Genomic DNA, 3,068 nt, shown 5'->3' with positions numbered 1-3,068 from the left:
CCGATGTATATACATCGGGTAATTTTTTTCATGTGACTATGCCTGCTCTGTGAATTATTTTTTGACGTTGGTCATTATGCATAAATATATGCTGTTGAGTTTATAAGAAGTTGACAAAGTTCAGATTCCCCCTTTACAAAATTGTATAGATACACTATAATAGAACTACGGAAAAGAGAAAAATACTGGTTATTTTTCATCGAAACTGATTCCAGACTGTATATCTGGATGGAAGCAGGATGGTCCGGATCCATTCGTTATAACGGCGGGATCTGTGCTGGTCCCCGTTATATAATTTCTTATTTTTTATGGGAGGGTAAAAAATGCTGAAAAAGAAAATCGGCAAAATTGTTACCGCCAGTGCGGTAACTGCCTGTGTTCTTGTGAATGCAACAGCAGCTATGCTTCCGAGCATGTCCATGGTTGCGTTTGCAGGTCAGGAGCTTGGACAGATGGACTTCAATAGTGGTGTTGGTCTACCTTGGCACATCTGTGAGTCCGGTCCCGGTAAGATGAAGTTTGACATCGATGGTGGTACATACAACATCGAGATCGTAAACCCGGGTGGTGCTGCAGAAGGCGGCGAGTCCCGTTGGGACTGCCAGTTCCGTCACAGAGGTCTGATCCTGGAAGCTGGTCATACCTATGAGGTAAAGGCTGAAGTTACTTCCGATACCAGTGGTCAGATTTATACCAAGATTGGTGACTCTGGTTCTCCGTATCGTGAGGTATGGCACAACGGCTTTGGTGGCAACGAAGGAAATGGATGGAACTGTATGCAGGTCACTGCAAACCAGACCCTGAAGATTGAATCTACTTTCACCTGCACCGAGAATATTGAAGTAGGTGAGTGGGCATGGCAGTTCGGCGGTGCTGGTGAGCACCAGAGCACCGATTGCTTCCCGGCTGGTACGAAGCTGAAGTTCGACAACATGTCTCTGATCGACAAGACTGACGACAAGACCGACTACGATGTTCTGCACCCGAAGAAGGACGTTCCCGAGGGCCAGGTTCGTGTAAACCAGGTTGGTTACTTCAGCACACTGCAGAAGCAGGCAACTGCTGTTGTTGAGAAAGGCACAGCTGCGCAGAAGTTCTCTCTGCTGGATGCTTCCGGTAAGGAAGTATACACCGGTACTTCTTCTGAGACCAGATACGATGATGATTCCCAGCAGTACATTCAGGTTCTGGATTTCTCTGATTTCACCACCGCTGGTACTTACACCATTTCCTGCGGCGGCAAGGGAAGCTATTCCTTCAAGATCGGCAATGATGTTTACGATGGCATTCTGACTGATGCTGTAAACTACTTCTATCAGAACCGTTCCGGTATTGATCTGGAAGAGAAGTACATCACTTCTACCGGCATGAACAAGTCCAAGTCTGATCTGGTTCACGTTGCAGGTCACGTTCCGGATACCGCATACATCCAGTCCAAATGGGTAAAGTCCTACCAGGCTGACGGTTCTGACGTAGACAAGAGCAGTGGTACAGTGAACGGTCAGGGCGGCTGGTACGATGCAGGCGACCACGGTAAATACGTTGTAAACGGCGGTATTTCCGTATGGACCCTGAACAACATGTACGAGCGTGTACTGGACAGTGACAACAATTCCAAGGAAAGCAAGTGGGCTGATAACTCCGGCACAGTTGTAATTCCTGAGAACGGAAACAAGATCCCGGATATTCTGGATGAGACCAAGGTCGAGATGGACTGGATGATGGAAATGGTTGTTCCCTCCGGCTACAAGATGACCTATGATGCATCTAAATACGGCGGTGCTGACACCGGCAAGTACGAGAACATGGTATTCCATAAGCTCCACGACCATAAGTGGACTGGTTTGGGCGTTCGTCCCAATGACTATGCTGAAGAGTGGGGCACCATCCGTATCGTAAAGCCCCCGTCCACTGCAGCTACTCTGAACTTTGTTGCAACTGCTGCACAGACTGCTCGTCTGTGGAAGGATATTGATTCCGATTATGCTGATAAGCTCCTGGCTCAGGCTAAGCTCAGCTATGCTGCTGCAAAGGCTAACCCCGAATTGTATGCTCCTCTGGATCAGGCAATCGGCGGCGGTGCTTACGGCGACACCAATGTAAAGGATGACTTCTACTGGGCAGCATGTGAGCTGTATGCTACTACACAGGATGCAACCTACCTGACCGATATGAAGGGCTACGCTGACTGCTTCAAGCTGACCACCAGCCTGGAAGGCGGCGAGAACACCGGTTCCTTCGGTTCTTTCAACTGGGGTAATACCGCTGGTCTGGGTACTCTGACTCTGTACCTGAACCGTGACGTACTGGATGCAGCTGATGCAAAGACTGTTTCTGACAGCATCACCGCAGCTGCTGACACCTACGTTGCAAAGGAAGAGGAACAGGGCTATGGTATTCCTTACCGTACCACAACCTTTACTGATGCAATCAACCTGGGCTATGACGAGAACGGCAAGCTGATCGAGGTTGACGGTTATGAGTGGGGTTCTAACTCCTTCGTTGTAAACAATGCGATCGTAATGGCTTATGCTTACGATATCACCAAGGATGCAAAGTACATCGACGGTGTTTCCACCGCTATGGACTATGTATTCGGACGCAATGCAATGGACTTCTCCTATGTAACCGGTTACGGTACCTATCACTGTGAGAATCCTCACCACAGATTCTGGTCTCATGAGCTGGATAGTTCCTTCCCGTATGCTCCTTCCGGCGTAATGTCCGGTGGTGCAAACTCCGGTATTCAGGATCCGTATGTAAGAGGTATGGGCTATAAGCTGGGTACTCTGGCTCCGCAGCTCTGCTACATCGACAGCGTTGAGGCTTGGTCCGTAAACGAGGTTACCATCAACTGGAACTCTCCGTTTGCTTGGGTTGTAAGCTTCCTGGAAGATGAGGCTCCGCTGGTTGACCGTGATACTCCTGCGACTACCGCAAAGACCACTGAGGGTGGCACTACTTCTACCACTACTTCTACCGGCACAGCACTCTACGGTGACGTAGACTGCAACGGCAAGATTGAGATCAATGATATCGTCCTGCTGTCCCGTTATGTTGCACAGGAT

General features: G+C 49.1%; 1 protein-coding gene. It reads left to right on the top strand.

The window, feature by feature from the left end; genetic code table 11:
* Window positions 1–323: 323 nt before the first annotated feature.
* Window positions 324–3,068 (top strand): glycoside hydrolase family 9 protein (locus tag QVO51_RS05765; protein ID WP_288167912.1); only part of this gene is annotated, 2,745 nt, incomplete at its 3' end.

The organism is Ruminococcus sp. CAG:379 (genome assembly GCF_000434255.1).
Lineage (GTDB): Bacteria > Bacillota > Clostridia > Oscillospirales > Ruminococcaceae > Ruminococcus_F > Ruminococcus_F champanellensis.
Note: the sequence above shows the minus strand (reverse complement) of the source record. Positions and strands in the feature narration are given on the sequence as shown.